The 14,740-nt window shown below is 70.4% G+C and carries 10 protein-coding genes; 5 read left to right on the top strand and 5 right to left on the bottom strand.

Going from position 1 to position 14,740, the window contains the following annotated elements:
- Positions 1-3: 3 nt before the first annotated feature.
- Positions 4-1,425, top strand: a complete 1,422-nt coding sequence (locus AC06FP_RS15540) for a Y-family DNA polymerase (protein ID WP_478076145.1) — start codon at positions 4-6, stop codon at positions 1,423-1,425.
- The gene (locus tag AC06FP_RS15535) at positions 1,422-4,664 is read left to right on the top strand and encodes an error-prone DNA polymerase (RefSeq protein WP_478076144.1); all 3,243 of its coding nucleotides are present in this window, start codon (positions 1,422-1,424) and stop codon (positions 4,662-4,664) included. Before AC06FP_RS15540 ends, AC06FP_RS15535 begins: the two co-directional genes overlap by 4 nt.
- A gap of 467 nt (positions 4,665-5,131) precedes the next feature.
- Here AC06FP_RS15535 and AC06FP_RS15530 read toward each other — a convergent pair whose 3' ends face one another.
- The 3 genes from AC06FP_RS15530 to ubiK all read right to left on the bottom strand — a co-directional run bounded on the left by AC06FP_RS15530 (position 5,132) and on the right by ubiK (position 8,813).
- Positions 5,132-6,655 carry a lipase family alpha/beta hydrolase gene (locus AC06FP_RS15530; protein ID WP_478076143.1) on the bottom strand — a complete coding sequence of 508 codons (1,524 nt, stop codon included), beginning with the start codon at positions 6,653-6,655 and terminating at the stop codon, positions 5,132-5,134.
- A 378-nt stretch (positions 6,656-7,033) separates the two neighbouring features.
- On the bottom strand, positions 7,034-8,548 hold the full coding sequence (locus AC06FP_RS15525; RefSeq protein WP_478076142.1) for a YifB family Mg chelatase-like AAA ATPase: 1,515 nt from the start codon (positions 8,546-8,548) through the stop codon (positions 7,034-7,036).
- A 10-nt stretch (positions 8,549-8,558) separates the two neighbouring features.
- On the bottom strand, positions 8,559-8,813 hold the full coding sequence (gene ubiK, locus AC06FP_RS15520) for a ubiquinone biosynthesis accessory factor UbiK (protein ID WP_456117817.1): 255 nt from the start codon (positions 8,811-8,813) through the stop codon (positions 8,559-8,561).
- A gap of 180 nt (positions 8,814-8,993) precedes the next feature.
- On the opposite strand from ubiK, the gene AC06FP_RS15515 reads away from it, so the two are divergent.
- A complete protein-coding gene (locus AC06FP_RS15515; protein ID WP_054662546.1) occupies positions 8,994-9,332 on the top strand; it encodes a P-II family nitrogen regulator in 339 nt (112 codons plus the stop codon).
- A gap of 12 nt (positions 9,333-9,344) precedes the next feature.
- Positions 9,345-9,704 (top strand): DUF6404 family protein, encoded by a 360-nt coding sequence (locus AC06FP_RS15510; RefSeq protein WP_478076141.1) that lies wholly within the window; start codon positions 9,345-9,347, stop codon positions 9,702-9,704.
- Positions 9,705-10,043: 339 nt separating this feature from the next.
- On the opposite strand, the gene AC06FP_RS15505 is transcribed toward AC06FP_RS15510, so the two are convergent.
- Together AC06FP_RS15505 and speE are read right to left on the bottom strand one after the other, a co-directional pair.
- A complete protein-coding gene (locus AC06FP_RS15505; protein ID WP_478076140.1) occupies positions 10,044-11,504 on the bottom strand; it encodes a serine hydrolase in 1,461 nt (486 codons plus the stop codon).
- A 238-nt stretch (positions 11,505-11,742) separates the two neighbouring features.
- Positions 11,743-12,600: a polyamine aminopropyltransferase gene (speE, locus tag AC06FP_RS15500; protein ID WP_478076139.1), complete on the bottom strand. Its 858-nt coding sequence runs from the start codon at positions 12,598-12,600 to the stop codon at positions 11,743-11,745.
- A gap of 246 nt (positions 12,601-12,846) precedes the next feature.
- On the opposite strand from speE, the gene speA reads away from it, so the two are divergent.
- Positions 12,847-14,736: an arginine decarboxylase gene (speA, locus tag AC06FP_RS15495; RefSeq protein ID WP_478076138.1), complete on the top strand. Its 1,890-nt coding sequence runs from the start codon at positions 12,847-12,849 to the stop codon at positions 14,734-14,736.
- Positions 14,737-14,740 lie beyond the last annotated feature (4 nt).

The following is a 14,740-nucleotide window of genomic DNA, read 5'->3' as shown; positions in this document are numbered from 1 at the left end:
GCCATGCTCTGGGCCTGTGTACTGCTGCCGCAGCTGGCGCTGGACGCCGTCCTGCGCCGTTGCCCTGATGCGCAGGCGCCGCTGGCCCTGGTCAGCGGCCCGGCGCAGCTGCGCAGCCTGCATGCGGTCAACGCCGCTGCGGCCGCCGCCGGCGTGCAGGCCGGCATGCGCCTGACCGCCGCGCACGCGCTGCTGCCCGGGCTGGCTCTGGTCGAACACGATCCGCAGGCCGAGCAGCGCTGGCAGCGTTTCCTCGCCGCGTGGGCCTACCGCCACAGTTCGCTGGTCAGCGCGCAGTGGCCCGGCTGCATCGTGCTGGAGGTGCGCGCCAGCTTCGCCCTGCTCGGGCCCTGGCCGCGCATCGAGGCGCGGCTGCGCGAGGAACTGGAACTGCTGGGCTTCAGCCACCGCATCGCGCTGGCGCCGACACCGCGCGCCGCGCAGGTGCTGGCCGGCCTGCGCGACGGCCTGGCGGTGACCCAGCCGGCGGCGATGGCGGCCCTGCTGGACCGCGTGCCGGTGCGCCGCGCGCGGCTGCCGGAGGAGGCCGGCGAACGCCTGCGGCACATGGGCATCGGCGACCTGCGCACGCTGCGCGCGCTGCCGCGCGACGCGCTGCGCCGCCGCTTCGGCCTGCCGCTGCTGGAGCACCTGGACCGCCTGTACGGCCAGGCCGACGACCCGCTGGCGTATTACGCGCCGCCGGACCATTTCGACGCGCGCCTGGAGCTGGGTTACGAGGTCGAGAGCCATACCGCGCTGCTGTTCCCGCTGCGCCGCCTGGTCGGCGATCTGTGCACCTACCTGTCGGTGCGCGACGGCGGCGTGCAGCGTTTCGTGCTGCGGCTGGAACACGAGGAAGGCCACAGCGACGTGGCGGTGGGGCTGCTGGCCGCCGAGCGCGAGCCGGCGCTGCTGTTCGAGCTGGTGCGCAACCGCCTGGAGCAGGTGCGGATCGAGCGGCCGGTGGTCGCGCTGCGCCTGCTGGCGCGCGAACTGCCGCCGTTCGTGCCGGCCTCGCGTGACCTGTTCGATCCGCGCACGCGCCAGCAGCAGCCGTGGCCGCAGCTGCGCGAGCGCCTGCGCGCGCGGCTGGGCGACGGCGCGGTGCACCGCATCACGCCCAGCTGCGACCCGCGCCCGGAACGCGCCTGGCGACCGCTGCAGGGCGACGAGGGCCGCATCGGCGCCGCCGCACCGGGGTTGCCGCCGCGCCCGACCTGGCTGCTGCCGCAACCGGTGCCGCTGCGCGATCCGCGCCCGCGCATCGTGTCCGGCCCGGAGCGGCTGGAAAGCGGCTGGTGGGACGGCGAGGACGCGCGCCGCGACTACTACGTGCTGGAAACCTCGCAGGGCCAGCGCGCCTGGGCGTTCGCGCCGCCGGGCGAGCAGGGCGGCTGGATGCTGCACGGGTGGTTCGCATGAGTCGGCGCGAAGCGCGCGATTCGCATGCCGGCAGCCGCGCGCCGCGCGCCTGGGAAGTGGCGCAGCGGCTGGCGTGCGCGGCCGCCAACGACGGCGCGCCCGGCGAGGACACGCTGCCGGCCTACGCCGAACTGCACTGCCTGTCCGACTTTTCCTTCCTGCGCGGCGCGGCCAGCGCCGAGGAACTGTTCGCGCGGGCGCGCGACTGCGGCTACGAAGCGCTGGCGATCACCGACGAATGCTCGCTGGCCGGCATCGTGCGCGCCTGGGAGGCCGCGCGCGCCAGCGGCGTGAAGCTGGTGGTCGGCAGCGAGTTCGCCCTGGCCTGCGGCCTGCGCTGCGTGCTGCTGGTGGAAACCGCCGCTGGCTACACGCGGCTGTGCGAGCTGATCACCCGCGGCCGCCTGGCCGCCGGCAAGGGCGCCTACCGGCTGGCGCGCACGGACGTGGAAGCGGTGCTGGACGGCGTCGCGCCAGACGCCTCGGGCCTGTTCGCCCTGTGGCTGCCGGGCGCGGAACCGCAGCCGGAACAGGGCCGCTGGCTGCAGCAGCGGTTCGGCGCGCGCGCGCACCTGGCGGTGGAGCTGCACCGCGAACAGGACGACGACGCGCGCCTGCAGGCGCTGCTGGCGCTGGCCGATGCGCTGCGCATGACGCCGCTGGCCAGCGGCGACGTGCACATGGACGTGCGCCGCCGCCGCATGCTGCAGGACACGATGACCGCCATCCGCCACAACCTGCCGCTGGCCGAGTGCGGCGCGCACCTGTTCCGCAACGGCGAGCGCCACCTGCGCACCCGTCGCGCGCTGGGCAACATCCATCCGCCCGCGCTGCTGGAAAACGCGGTGCGGCTGGCGCGCCGCTGCACGTTCGACATGAGCCAGCTGCAGTACCACTACCCGAAAGAACTGGTGCCCGAGGGGCACACGCCCACCAGCTGGCTGCGCGAACTGACCGAGCGCGGCATGCGCGAGCGCTGGCCGGAAGGCGCGCCGCCCGATGTGGTCCGGCAGATCGATAGCGAACTGGAACTGATCGCCTACAAAAAGTACGAGGCGTTCTTCCTGACCGTGCAGGACATCGTGCGCTTCGCGAAGGAGCGCGACATCCTGTGTCAGGGCCGTGGCTCCTCGGCCAACTCCGCGGTGTGCTTCGCGCTGGGCATCACCGTGGTGAATCCTGCCGAGAGCCGGCTGCTGATGGCACGCTTCCTGTCGCGCGAGCGTGACGAGCCGCCGGACATCGACGTGGATTTCGAGCACGAGCGGCGCGAGGAAGTTCTGCAGTACGTCTACGGCAAATACGGCCGCCACCGCGCCGCGCTGGCGGCCACGGTGATCCGCTACCGTGGCAGGAGCGCGGTGCGCGACGTGGCCCGCGCCTTCGGCCTGCCACCGGACCAGGTCGCGCTGCTGGCCGGCTGCCATGGCTGGGGCAATGGCGAGGTGCCGATGGCACAGCGGCTACGCGAAACCGGCTTCGACCCGGACAACCCGCTGATCCGGCGGCTGATGGCGGTGACCGCGCAGCTGCGCGGCCACCCGCGCCACCTGTCGCAGCACGTGGGCGGCTTCGTCATCGGCGATGCGCCGCTGTCCAGCGTGGTGCCGGTGGAAAACGCGGCCATGGACGGGCGCACCATCATCCAGTGGGACAAGGACGACCTGGAGACGATGAAGCTGCTCAAGGTCGACTGCCTGGCGCTGGGCATGCTCACCTGCATCCGCAAGGCGCTGGACCTGGTAGAGCGCCATCGTGGCTACCGCTTCGATTTGGCAGCGCCGGCCAAGGACAAATCCACCTACGACATGATCCAGGCCGCCGATACCGTGGGCGTGTTCCAGATCGAATCGCGCGCGCAGATGAGCATGCTGCCGCGGCTGAAGCCGGAGTGTTTCTATGACCTGGTCGTCGAGGTGGCGATCGTGCGCCCCGGTCCCATCCAGGGCGACATGGTGCACCCGTATCTGCGGCGGCGGCAGGGCAGGGAGGAGGTGACGTATCCCTCCGATGGCATCCGGGACATCCTGAAACCCACCCTGGGCATCCCCCTGTTCCAGGAGCAGGTGATGGAACTGGTGATGCATGCCGGCTACGAGGAACACGAAGCGGACCACCTGCGGCGCTCGATGGCGGCCTGGGGCCGCGGCGGCGACATGGAGCCGCACCGCGAGAAGATCCGCGCGTTGATGAAGCAGAAGAACTACTCCGACGCGTTCATCGACCAGATCTTCGAGCAGATCAAGGGCTTCGGCTCCTATGGCTTCCCGCAGAGCCATGCCGCCTCCTTCGCCAAGCTGGTCTACGTCAGCAGCTGGCTCAAGCGCCACGAACCGGCGGCCTTCGCCTGCGCCCTGCTCAACGCGCAGCCGATGGGCTTCTATTCGCCCAGCGAGATCGTGCAGGACGCGCGCCGCGATGGCCGCGGCGGACGCCGCGGCGTGGAGGTGCGGCCGGTGGACGTGACCTGCAGTGAATGGGACAACACGCTGGAAGGCGGGCGGCTGCGCCGCGGCGAGGGTGACGACGAAGGGCAGGCGGCCCTGCGCCTGGGCCTGCGCCAGGTGGCCGGGCTGTCGGAAACCGTGGCGCAGGCCATCGTCGCCGCGCGCGCCCGGCGCCCGTTCGCCGACGTGCGCGACCTGTGCCTGCGCGCCAACCTGGACGAGCGGGGGCGGCGCGCGCTGGCCGAGGCCGGCGCGCTGCAGGCGCTGGCCGGGCACCGCCACGCCGCGCGCTGGGAAGTGGCCGGCATCGAGCGGCAGCGGCCGCTGCTGCCCGGCAGCCCCGACGAGGACGCCGTGGCGCTGCCGGCGCCGTCGGCCGGCGAGGAGGCGCTGGCCGACTACCGCACGCTCGGCCTCACCCTCGGCGAGCATCCGCTGTCGCTGCTGCGCGCGCGGCTGCGGCGCGAGCGCGTGCTCGACATCGCCCAGGTGCGACAGCTGCCGCACGGGCGCGGCGCGCACGTGGCCGGCATCGTCGTGCAGCGGCAACGCCCGGGCACCGCCAAGGGCACGGTATTCGTCACCCTCGAGGACGAGCACGGCCCGCTCAACGTGGTGGTGTGGCAGGACCTGGCCGCGCGCCGGCGCAAGGTGCTGCTGGGCGCGCGGCTGATGGCGGTGCGCGGGCGCTGGGAACAGGTGGACGGCGTGCAGCACCTGATCGCCCGCGACCTGCACGACCTCAGCCACCTGCTGGGCGATCTGCAGACCCGCTCGCGCGATTTCCACTAGCGCGACGTGCGGGGAGTGCGGCGGCGTGGCTGGCGCAGGCGATGCGCTGCCTTCGCGGCGCCCGGCAGGGCCGACGCCGGGCGCCGCATGCCGCCCGGTTCCAGTACGGAGTGGCGCTGCACACCGCAAGGTTGGCGGCCGCCATCGCATCGGTCGGTACGCGTCGGGCCCGGCGCAAGCACCTGCAACTTTTCGCCTTCGGCCAGCACCAGCAGCGTCTGCCCACCCTGCAACTGACCCGCAGCGCGTCTGCGCACAGCGCCACGCTGGACTGCGTGCGGTTGTGTACGCCCAGGCGCCCGGGGATCGCCGACAGGGGGCCCTCTACTACTTCAAGCTGTTCCAGCTTGAACACTTCGCCGGTCTGCGTGCCGGCATCGCGCAGGCCAGTATGACGCGGACTTCCGCCGCTTCATCCGGTCTGGCATCCGCCCTGAGAACGCCGCTGTCAGCGGCCTTCCCCCGCCTCACTCCCAGTCCGACAGCGCGATCTTCAGCTCCGCCGCGAAGCCCTTGGCCGAGGACAGCGGCACCGTGAACACGTTGGGCGACTGCTGGCTGATGCCGATGGCCCGGGCCCTGGCGCTGTCCAGCTCGGCCTGGGTCTTCGGACCGCCGGCCCACTGGTCGTCGCCCCAGACATAACGCAGCCGCCAGTTGTCGCCGTCGGGCCTGGCGAACAGCACCAGCGTGTTGCGGAACAGGTATTCGCCGGGGATGTGGTTCTTCAGGAACAGCGCGCCATCGACCTCGTAGCCGGCATTGCACACCGCCAGCTCGATGGAGAAGGCGACCTCGCTGCCGGCGGTGATGCGGCGGCTGTCCAGGAACACCGAGAACAGCACCGGCGCACGCGCATCGCGGCGTACCTTGCCGTCCGCGTCGAAGATGTCGCTGTATTCGCGTCGCACCGCGCATTCGTTGGCCTGGGTGCGTGCGGTGAGCTGGTAGGTATAGGCGCCGCGCGGCGCCACCGTGGCTTCGATGTAATACGAGGACCGCACCTGCCTGCCGCGCCTGCGCGCGGCCTCGACTTCCGGCGGCAGGGCCAGCGCGGTGATGTCCAGCTGCGCGGTGGCGCAGATGTCGCCGAACAGGAAGCGCGACAGGTTCTGGTAGCCCTCCTCGGAATTGACGATGCCGAAGTAGCCGCTGTGGCTGCGGTTGACGAAGGCGCGCGGCGCGCCCTCGACGTATGCATTGGCGATGCGCACCAGGCCATCGCTGAGCGCGCCGACCGCGAACGAGGACAGGCCGCGCGCCACCGCGTAGTCGCGGCTGTTGGTGCCGATCAGGCAGAACATGCGCTCGGGCGGGAAACCGGAATCGCCCAGCGTATTGACCTTGTCCCTGGGCACCTTCAGGTAGCGCGCCATGTTGCCGCGGTTGAAGTTGTTCATGTCGTTGATCGACAGCAGGTCGGGCACGTTGATGCCGGCGATGTCGATGCCGTTGTGCGGCGTGGCGTAGGTGAACACCTTGTCCACCAGCGTGCGCGCCTCGGCGCTGGCGACCTCCGGGTTCTGCAGCAGGCAGCGGCAGATCAGCCCGCCCATCGAGTGCGCGACCAGGTACACGCGGAAGTCGCGGCGCTGGCTGGCGTTGTTGCCGCACACGCTGTCGCGCAGTTCCAGGATGCGCCGGCCCAGGCTGGCGGCGGCCTCGGTGATCGATGGCGCCTTGCCGTCGCCGAACGCCGGGTCGGCCACGTCGTAATAGCGGTGGATGACGATGCTGCGTGGCGAAATGCCGCCGCGCAGTTCGGCGCCGCCGTCGTAGACGTCGCGGTAGCCATAGTCCTTCATCAGCCGCACCAGCGGCGACTCGAACACGAACTTCACCACCGAGCCGTCCTGCGCCTGGCGGATCTTGGTGGAGCCGGCCTCCAGGCCCATGTAGGGCGTGGAGGTGGTCTCGACGATCTCCGAGCGGGTCATGGCGTAACCGCGCACGTAGATGATCGGGAAGAAGGGGCGTTCGATCCTGTCCATGTCCGGCTCCGCGGGAAGGGAAGGCGATGCTCGGCCATTGTCGTCGCATCCGGGGCGACCGGGGGGCATGGGCCGATCGAAGGGGAGGGCAGGCCCGATGGCCGGCGTGCCTCGCAGCGTCGAAGCGATGCCCGTTCATCGGCAGGCAGCGGCAGGTGGCTGCCGGCCCCATGGGCGCATGCGGAGGGAGCCAAAGTCCAATGGGCGGCGGTGTGATGCACCGCCGGGCGTCACCCGGGGCCATGCCGGTAAAGCTCCTGCGCGGCGAGCCTCGCATCGACAGGTAGTTGTGAAGGCGTATTCGCAGGTCGCGCCGCACTGAGTGCGCCGGCAACGCCGATGGCGCATTCCGGATGGCGTCCGGGGGCGTCGCCCGTTTTACGACGGGCCATCCGGAGAGGCGCGATCCAGCTGGCGGTAGCCGATGGCCTCGGCGAGATGCGTGCGTTCGATGGGGCCGCCGCCGGCCAGGTCGGCGATGGTGCGGGCCACGCGCAGGATGCGGTGCATCGAACGCGCCGACAGCTGCAGGCGCTCCATCGCCTGTTCGAGCAGCGCCTGGTCCGGGCGGGCCAGCACGCAGTCGCGCAGGGTCTGCCCCGGGTCCAGCCGGGCATTGGGCCTGCCCGCGCGTTGCAGCTGGCGGGTACGCGCCTGCGTCACCCGGGCGCGCACGGCGGCGCTGCTTTCCCCGGGCGGCGCAGTGCCGTGCAGCTCGGCCGGCGGCAACCGCGGAACCTGCAACTGCAGGTCGATGCGGTCCAGCAGCGGGCCGGAAATGCGGGCGCGGTAGCGGGCGATCGCGTCGCCCGAGCAGCGGCAGCGGCCGCTGCGGTCGCCGGCCCATCCGCACGGGCATGGGTTCATGGCCGCGACGAGCTGGAAGCAGGCCGGAAACTCGGTGCTGCGCGCCGCCCGCGAGATGGTGACCACGCCGGACTCCAGCGGCTCGCGCAGCACTTCCAGGGCCTGTCGCTTCCACTCGGGAAGCTCGTCGAGGAACAGCACGCCGTTGTGGGCGAGCGACACCTCGCCCGGGCGGGGAAGCGAGCCGCCGCCGATGAGGGCCACCGCGCTGGCCGTGTGATGCGGGGACCGGTACGGCCGTTGCCGCCAGCGCGCCGGGTCCACGCCATGGCGGCCGGCCGAGGCGATGGCGGCGGTTTCCAGCGCTTCGGCCTCGCTGGCTTCGGGCAGGATGCCAGGCAGCCGCGAGGCCAGCAGGGTCTTGCCGCACCCTGGCGAACCGACCAGCAGCAGGTGGTGGGCTCCGGCCGCGGCGATCTCCAGCGCGCGGCGCGCCTGCGCATGGCCGCGCACGTCGGCCAGATCCGGCGGCGGGATGGCTTCCATGGCGGCGACCTGCGCATCCGGCAGGGCTTTTTCGCCAGACAGGGCCGCGCAGACTTCCAGCAGGGTGCGCGCGACCTTGACTGTCGCCTCCCGTGCCAGCGCGGCTTCGTCCGCGTTGTCCGGCGCCACCACCAGGGTGCGCCGTTCGCGCGCCGCCGCGATGGCGGCCGGCAGCGCGCCGTCCACGCCATGCAGTTCGCCGGTCAAGGCCAGCTCGCCGATGAATTCATGACCGGACAGCGCCTGGCGGTCGATCTGGCCGCTGGCGGCGAGGATGCCCAGCGCGATGGGCAGGTCGAAGCGGCCGCCGTCCTTGGGCAGGTCGGCCGGCGCCAGGTTGATGGTGATGCGCCGGGCCGGGAACTCGAACTGCGCGCAGAGGATGGCCGCGCGCACGCGGTCGCGGGATTCGCGCACCGCCGCTTCGGGCAGGCCCACGATCTGGGTGCAGGGCAGCCCGCCGGACAGGTGCACTTCCACCCGTACCGGCGGCGCGTGCACGCCGGCGCGGGCACGGCTGTGCACCAGCGCCAGGCTCATGGCCGGCGCCTCAGGCGTCGTTGGCGGGGCGCTTTTCCAGTGCGGCGACGGCCTGTTCCAGCGCGTCCAGCTTCTCGCGGGTGCGCAGCAGCACGGCGCGCTGCACCTCGAATTCCTCGCGGGTGACCAGGTCCAGCCTGGCCAGGCCGGCCTGCAGGGCGCTCTTGAAGGTGGCCTGCAGTTCCTCGCGCGATTCGCGCAGTCCCGGCGGCACCAGGTCGCTCAGGCGGCGGGCCAGCGCATCGATGTGGTTGAGGTCGATCATGGGGAGTCTCCGCAGGGGCAGGCTGGCAGGTTAGGCGCCACCCGCAACCGCGGCCATCGGGCTCTGTTGCGTAGGGAGGTAAGGATAATCCCTTGGTGCCTGCCGGACACGCACCGTGCTTGTCCTGCCCGGCACCGGGCAGGCTATCCTTTCCCCGGCACACCGACAGGGAAACGACCGATGAAAATGATCATGGCCATCGTCAAGCCGTTCAAGCTGGACGACGTGCGCGAGGCGCTTGCCGAGCGCGGCGTGGCCGGCATCACCGTCACCGAGGTCAAGGGCTTCGGCCGGCAGAAGGGCCATACCGAGCTGTACCGCGGCGCCGAGTACGTGGTCGATTTCCTGCCCAAGGTGAAGATCGAGGTCGCGGTGACCGACGCCCAGGCCGACGAGGTGGTGGAAGCCATCGTCAAGGCCGCCGGCACCGGCAAGATCGGCGATGGCAAGGTGTTCGTGTACGACCTGGGCAGCGTGGTGCGCATCCGCACCGGCGAGCTCGACGCGGACGCACTCTGAGCCATGGCGGCCATGGACGGTGAATTCAGCCAGCGCCTGCAGCGGGCCCTGGCGATGCTGGATGGCAAGGGCCTGCCGCGCGGTACGTCCGCGCCGCTGTTGTACCGGCTGCTGTGGAAGCTCGGCTTCCGCGTGCCGCCGCCGCCGATGGCGGGGCTCGCTTCCACCGCCCTGTTGACCGGCGCGTTCTTCGGGCCGGTGTGGGGCCTGATGATGTGGTTGATGCTGTGGCGCCGCGCGCAGATGCCGGTGGGCATGGTGCTGTTGGCGATGGCGTTGGCCGGCGTGCTGTTCGGCCTGGCGATGGCGCTGTACGGGCGCTGGAATGCGCGCCGGCGCGGCATTCCGCTCTGGCGCGATTTCCAGGGCTGAACCGGTTTTGCCCGCCGCGGCGCGGGAGCCGCGGACAGTGCCATGGCTGTCAGGACCGTGCGGCCCGCAGCCGGTATTGCCGCCGCAGCGGGCTCCAAGGCGGCCTGGTGACCGTCTCCGGCGCTGGAACCGCTGGGTCCGCCAAGCCAGCGGGCGCCGCGGGGTGCGGCAAATGGAAACCCCGCCGTCGCGGGGTTTTTTCTGGACGAAGGCCGGGCTTGTCAGCCCGATGCCGTGGCCACGGCGGCTGGCGCGGTGGGTCTTTACAGTAAGGAGAGTGACAGGGCGGGGCGAGGGCATGCCGGGCGGCATCGGCACTTCGATCGCGGCTGTCTCCGGTTATTTGACCGTCGCCATTTCTTCCAGCGCCGCGCGGGCGCTCTGGCTGGCCGGATCGAGCTTCAAGGCGGTCTGGTAGCTTCTGCGCGCTTCATCCAGCCGCCCTGCCGCGCGATACGCCTCACCGAGACTGTCGTGGGTATTGGCCGAGCCGGGATACGCCGCCACGCCCCATTCAAATACCCTGACCGCCTCGTCCTTCCGGCCAGCGCGAAGGAACTTGTAGCCCAGCGCGTTCAATGCCCTCTCGCTGTGGTCGTAGTCGTCGCGGCGCGCGCCCAGGCCTTCGTAGGCCGCCGTCATGGCCTTGAGCCCCTGGCGATGGGCGATCGGCGTCAGCAGGTCGTCCAGGCTCCGCTTTACCGGCTGCATCGGCTTGCCGTTGAGAACCTCCATGAGGTCCTGGCCCATCGCCACCACGAGCGAGCCCTGCCAGAAGTTGTCCAGGATGATGACGCAGTCCTCCTGCGACTCGGACCGCAGGTAGTAGCTCTGGTAGCCCGGCACGCTGCCGGTGTGGGAAACGACCTGCAGCCTGCTGCCATCGGCCAGGGTCCAGTTGTCGATGTTCCACCCGAATCCATAGTTGGAGGCCTGCGTCGTCAGCATCTGCCGTCGCATGTCATGGCCCAGCAGGCGCTCGCCGTATAGCGCCCGGTCGAAGCGGTAGAGGTCATCGACCGTGGTGTAGATGCCCGCCGCCGCGAACGACACGCTCGGGTCGATCCACTGCGGGTGCACCAGGCTGCCCTCCTCGGTGCGGGCGTAGCCTTCGGCGAACCGCTCCAGCACCGACCTGCCGTTGAAGAGACCGCTGGACGCCATGCCGGCCGGCGCGAAGATCCGCTCCTGCAGGTTGTCCGCAAGCGGCTTCCCCGTTGCCTGTTCGATCAGCAGGCCGAGCAGGAAGAAGCCGTTGTTGTTGTATCGCCACTGCTGGCCCGGGTTCTCCAGCAGGGTCGGTTTGATCCACTCCCGCGCGAAGTCCATCGGCGCGTAGCTTCGGCGCGCGGCCGTCTGCCACCACGGGTCGGTGTAGCGCCCGGGAACGTCGGCAAGCCCCGAGGTGTGGCTGAGCAGCTGGGCCACCGTCACGCCTGCGGCGGGCGTGCCGGCATAGAGCGCCGGCAGGTATTCGCCCAGGGTCCCCTCCGACCGCAGCTTGCCCTGTTCGATCAACTGCATGGCGAGCGTGGCGACCAGCGGTTTGCTCAGTGAACCGACCCGATAGCGCCCGTCCACCCGGTTGGGCGTGGCCCCTTCAACATTGGCCTGGCCATAGGCGGCGCGCAGCAGCACCTGGTCCCCCCGTGCCACCAGCACCGTGCCATTGAAGCCACGGTGGTCCGCGTAGCTGTCGGCCAGACGGCGCAGTTCATCGGCGGGGAGGGACGGGTTCGCCAGGGCGACGGCGCTGCACATCAGCAAGACGACACCAGACACCCAGGGAATGGGGCGCATTGACCGACCTCAGTGGGAATTCGCCCCAAACTAGCGGTTGACTACAGTTGTAGTCAAGCAATCGTGCGGCGTTGCCCGGGCTCTGCTTTGGACGAGGTGTCGGGCCGTGCAGATGGCTGCACCCGGCAGGAAGGAGGCCCCGACGGGGGTGGGGCGCACCGCACGAGGAGGAACAATGAAAACCCCGCGCCGGCAGCCGGCGCGGGGTTGGGGTACGGCACGGCGATGTGGCGTGGGCTTACTCGCCCAGCGCCCTGGCCACGAACGGCGGGCTGACCAGCACGCCGGTGTGCAGCGGGGCGGTGTAGTACAGCGTGTCGAACGGCTTGGCGGCTGCGTCCTGCTGGCGGAAGCCGAAGCCGAAACCGGCCTGCTTGCTGGCCACGGTCACCGACCACCAGCCGGTCGGGTAGCACGGCTGCGGGAACGGCAGGGTCTTGAACGACTGGAAGCCGGCCTTGCCCATTTCCGCGCGCATGTCCTTGATCAGGTCCAGCAGCGCCAGCGGCGATTCGCTCTGCTGCACCAGCAGGCCGTCGTCCTTCAGCGCGCGGAAGCAGCTCTCGAAGAAGGCCTTGTTGAACAGGCCCTCGGCCGGGCCGACCGGGTCGGTGGAGTCCACGATCACCACGTCCACGCTGCCCGGGGCGCAGTTGGCCATGTAGGCCACGCCGTCGTCGAACAGCAGTTCGGCGCGGGCGTCGCCGTTGGATTCGCACAGTTCGGGGAAGTGCTTCTCGGCCATGCGCGTGACCTGCTCGTCGATGTCGCACTGGGTGGCGCTTTCCACGCCCGGGTGCTTGAGCACCTCGCGCAGGGTGCCGCAGTCGCCGCCGCCGATGATGACCACGCGCTTCGGGTTCGGGTGGGTGAACAGCACCGGGTGGCTGATCATCTCGTGGTAGAAGAAGTTGTCCCTGGTGGTCAGCATCATGGCGCCGTCGATGACCATCAGCTTGCCCCAGTCGGTGCTGTCATAGATCTCGATCTTCTGGAACGGCGACTGCACTTCGTCCAGCTTGCCGGTGATGCGGAAACCGATGGCCGAGCCGGTCGGCTGGAAATGTTCGATGTACCAGTTTTCGTTGTTGGTCATGGCGATGCTCCTGGGAGGAAGGGCTGTTCCTTCTCCCCCCGGGAGAAGGTGGCGCGAAGCGCCGGAGGAGGGTGCGGGCGAAACCTGGTGCGATCAAACGCCGCGAGGCTTCGCCCGTATCCTCACCCCAGCCCCTCCCGGCGGGGAGAGGGGCCTGAAGGCGCGGGCGCGGATTGTAACGGACCCTTGCCCCGCAGGCGTTAGAATGCGCGCCTTTCTTATCCACAGCCGAGAGTTGCTACGCCGATGAGCGATTGGTCCCTCGACCAGGCCCGCAAGACCTATTCGATCCCGCACTGGTCCGACGGTTATTTCGATGTCGATGCCGCCGGGCACGTCGTGGTGCGCCCCACCGGCGCGCAGGGCCCGGCCGTGTCGCTGCCGGAGATCGTCGATTCGGCCCGCGCCGCCGGCGCCAAGCTGCCGCTGCTGGTGCGCTTCCCGGACATCCTGGGCCAGCGCCTGGGCAAGCTGCAGGCCGCCTTCGCCCAGGCCCAGCGCGACTGGGACTACACCGGCGGCTACACCGCCGTGTACCCGATCAAGGTCAACCAGCACCGCGGCGTGGCCGGCACCCTGGCCAGCCACCACGGTGAGGGCTTCGGCCTGGAGGCCGGTTCCAAGCCGGAACTGATGGCCGTGCTGGCGCTGTCGCGCCCGGGCGGGCTGATCGTCTGCAACGGCTACAAGGACCGCGAGTACATCCGCCTGGCGCTGATCGGCCGCAAGCTGGGCCTGCAGACCTTCATCGTCATCGAGAAGCCGTCCGAGCTGAAGCTGGTGCTGGAGGAATCCCGCGCGCTGGACGTGAAGCCGGGCATCGGCGTGCGCATGCGCCTGGCCTCGCTGGGCGCCGGCAAGTGGCAGAACAGCGGCGGCGACAAGGCCAAGTTCGGGCTGTCGCCGCGCCAGCTGCTGGACCTGTGGAAGTCGCTGCGCGACACCGAGTACGCCGACTGCCTGAACCTGCTGCACTTCCACATGGGCAGCCAGATCAGCAACGTGCGCGACATCGCCAACGGCATGCGCGAGGCCACCCGCTACTTCATTGAGCTTTCGCGTCTGGGCGCGAAGATCAGCCACGTCGACGTCGGCGGCGGCCTGGGCATCGACTACGAAGGCACCCGCTCGCGCAGCTACTGCTCGATCAACTACGGGCTCAACTCCTACGCCAGCAACATCGTGCAGCCGCTGGCCGAGGCCTGCGAGGCCCACGGCCTGCCGCAGCCGCGCATCGTCACCGAGTGCGGCCGCGCGATGACCGCGCACCACGCGGTGCTGATCGCCAATGTGTCGGAAGTGGAGCAGGCCGCCGAAGGCCGCGTGCCGGAAGCGCATGACGACGAGCCGGCGGCGATCCGCCACCTGCGCGAGATCCATGATGAACTGGACCAGCGCCCGGCGGTGGAACTGTTCCAGGAGGCCCAGCATTTCCATGCCGAAGGCCTGAGCGCCTACGCGCTGGGCCAGATCGACCTGCCGCAGCGCGCGCGCATCGACGACCTGTTCTATGCCATCGCCAACGGCGTGCGCGCGCGCCTGAGCTACGACGAGAAGAGCCATCGCCCGGCGCTGGACGAACTGAACGACCGCCTGGTCGACAAGTACTTCGTCAACTTCAGCGTGTTCGAATCGATCCCCGATGCCTGGGCGATCGACCAGGTGTTCCCGATCGTGCCGATCGAGCGCCTGGACGAGCGCCCGCAGCGCCGCGGCGTGATCGCCGACATGACCTGCGACTCGGACGGCATGGTCAAGACCTACGTCGAGAACGAGAGCCTGGACAGCTCGCTGCCGCTGCACGCGCTGCGCCACGGCGAGAGCTATCGCATCGGCTTCTTCCTGGTCGGCGCCTACCAGGAGATCCTCGGCGACATCCACAACCTGTTCGGCGACACCGACGCGGTGGAAGTCACCGTCGACGGCAGCGGCTACCGCATCGCCCAGCAGCGCCGCGGCGACACCACCGACGTGATGCTCGACTACGTCGGCTACCGGCTGGACGAGCTGCGCGCGGCCTACCGCCAGCGCGTGGCCGCCGCCGGCCTGCCGGCCGGGCGCGCGGCCGAGCTGGACGCGGCGCTGGAAGCCGGCCTCACCGGCTACACCTACCTGTCGGACGAACCGCTGGGCTGAGCGC

The organism is Stenotrophomonas sp. Steno-Z2, assembly GCF_056393235.1.
This window is presented reverse-complemented; position numbering and strand designations above follow the sequence as displayed.

What these genes read in the sequence shown, in the direction of transcription:
- AC06FP_RS15540 (WP_478076145.1), top strand. Translation starts at nt 4, where the DNA reads ATGCTCTGGGCCTGTGTACTGCTGCCGCAGCTGGCGCTGGACGCCGTC.
- AC06FP_RS15535 (WP_478076144.1), top strand. Translation starts at nt 1,422, where the DNA reads ATGAGTCGGCGCGAAGCGCGCGATTCGCATGCCGGCAGCCGCGCGCCG.
- AC06FP_RS15530 (WP_478076143.1), bottom strand. Translation starts at nt 6,655, where the DNA reads ATGGACAGGATCGAACGCCCCTTCTTCCCGATCATCTACGTGCGCGGT.
- AC06FP_RS15525 (WP_478076142.1), bottom strand. Translation starts at nt 8,548, where the DNA reads ATGAGCCTGGCGCTGGTGCACAGCCGTGCCCGCGCCGGCGTGCACGCG.
- ubiK (WP_456117817.1), bottom strand. Translation starts at nt 8,813, where the DNA reads ATGATCGACCTCAACCACATCGATGCGCTGGCCCGCCGCCTGAGCGAC.
- AC06FP_RS15515 (WP_054662546.1), top strand. Translation starts at nt 8,994, where the DNA reads ATGAAAATGATCATGGCCATCGTCAAGCCGTTCAAGCTGGACGACGTG.
- AC06FP_RS15510 (WP_478076141.1), top strand. Translation starts at nt 9,345, where the DNA reads ATGGACGGTGAATTCAGCCAGCGCCTGCAGCGGGCCCTGGCGATGCTG.
- AC06FP_RS15505 (WP_478076140.1), bottom strand. Translation starts at nt 11,504, where the DNA reads ATGCGCCCCATTCCCTGGGTGTCTGGTGTCGTCTTGCTGATGTGCAGC.
- speE (WP_478076139.1), bottom strand. Translation starts at nt 12,600, where the DNA reads ATGACCAACAACGAAAACTGGTACATCGAACATTTCCAGCCGACCGGC.
- speA (WP_478076138.1), top strand. Translation starts at nt 12,847, where the DNA reads ATGAGCGATTGGTCCCTCGACCAGGCCCGCAAGACCTATTCGATCCCG.